Raw genomic sequence first — 1576 nt, 5'->3', positions numbered from 1 at the left:
CCATTGCCGACGCCGCAGCGCGCGGCATGGGGCTGGCGTGGCTGCCCTCCTGGCTGGTGCGCGACCGCCTCGACAACGGCGCGCTGGTCCGCGTCCTCGGCGACGAAGGGGAATTTCTCTACGATTGCCATGCCCTGTGGCTGCCGACGCCGCGACTGCCGCCGAAAGTCCGCGTTGCGGTCGACGCGCTCGCGGCGGCGCTGCCGAAACTCGTGGCGTAGCCCGAGCGCTCGACCATGTGAGCGTTAACTCACCCTCCACCATGCCGGGAGGCCGCCGACGGTAACCATAAGGCTTAACAGCGCGTCAACGCTCCCCCAACAAGTCTAACTGTTTCTAATGGGGGAGAATGGGTCGTGGACGCATTTGCATTTGAATTCATGGGACTGGCGATGATCGCGCTGTGCCTGGTCGTGCTGGCGATACCTGCGGCGCGCCGGCCGCCGAAGAACATGCGCTACGAGTGAACCGAAGAAGAGTAATTGAAGTTGAGACCGGCCCCTTCATGCCGGCGGGCGTCTGATCGACGCGAGGCCGCATGACGTCGAACGTCATGCTCGCTTCCGCTGTCGTTTCGGCACTCCCTCTCAGCGCTCATCTCGTCGCGATCGCGCGACAAAACCGCGCTCGCACGTCATCGAATGGCGATATGCTCGCCCTGACGAGTCCGGTGGGACGCAAGTCGGGGAATTGAGCAGCCTTGAACGATACCGACGTCCAGCAATCCGACACGACGCCCTCCGCGAGATCAGCGCACTCGCCGCTCGAGGTGCTGCTGATTTTCTTCAAGCTCGGCCTCAGCTGCTTCGGCGGCCCGATCGCCCATATCGGCTATTTCCGCGACGAGTTCGTCACCCGCAGGCGCTGGCTTGACGAGCAGGCCTATGCGGATCTGGTCGCGCTCTGCCAATTTCTGCCGGGCCCTGCGAGCAGCCAGGTCGGCTTTTCGCTCGGCCTGCTGCGATCAGGGTATTTGGGAGGGCTCGCGGCCTGGACCGGCTTCACGCTGCCCTCGGCGATCGCGCTCGTGCTGTTTGCGTACGGCGCCAGCGGATTGAGCGGCCCGGCCGGCGCGGGCCTGGTGCATGGCCTCAAGCTGGTCGCAGTGGCGATCGTGGCACAAGCCGTCTGGGGCATGGCGCGATCGCTCTGCCCCGACCGCGAACGCGCATCGATCGCGACGGTGGCGGCGCTGGTCATCCTCGCCAGCTCTTCGTCGATCGCGCAGATCGGCGCCATCATGCTCGGCGCCATCGCCGGGCTTTGGTTCTGCCGCGCGCAACCGGCCAACGGCGTCACGCATATCGCGATGCCGGTGTCGCGCCGCGTTGGCATGGCAGCGCTGATCCTGTTCCTTGCGCTGCTGGTCGGACTGCCGCTGCTCGCCCGCACATGGCCCGGCCTCGGCCTGTTCGACGCCTTCTACCGCTCGGGTGCGCTGGTGTTCGGCGGCGGCCATGTCGTGCTGCCGCTGCTGCGCGAAGCGGTGGTGACGCCGGGCTGGATCGGCGACGATGCGTTCCTGGCCGGCTACGGCGCCGCGCAAGCGGTGCCGGGGCCGCTGTTCACCTTTGCC

The 1576-nt window shown here is 66.8% G+C and carries 2 protein-coding genes; both read left to right on the top strand.

Translation table 11 applies throughout. The features are described 5' to 3' along the window. Positions 1-221, top strand: a 221-nt coding sequence (locus tag H8A95_RS42970) for a LysR substrate-binding domain-containing protein (protein ID WP_229188442.1), incomplete at its 5' end; no start/stop codon positions are given. A 479-nt stretch (positions 222-700) separates the two neighbouring features. Continuing rightward, the coding region (gene chrA / locus H8A95_RS42965; RefSeq protein WP_229188441.1) for a chromate efflux transporter at positions 701-1576 on the top strand (876 nt) is incomplete at its 3' end.

The organism is Bradyrhizobium oropedii, from assembly GCF_020889685.1.
Classification (GTDB): Bacteria; Pseudomonadota; Alphaproteobacteria; order Rhizobiales; family Xanthobacteraceae; genus Bradyrhizobium; species Bradyrhizobium oropedii.
The sequence above is the reverse complement of the archived record's forward strand: the minus strand, read 5'-3'. Positions and strand labels throughout refer to the sequence as shown.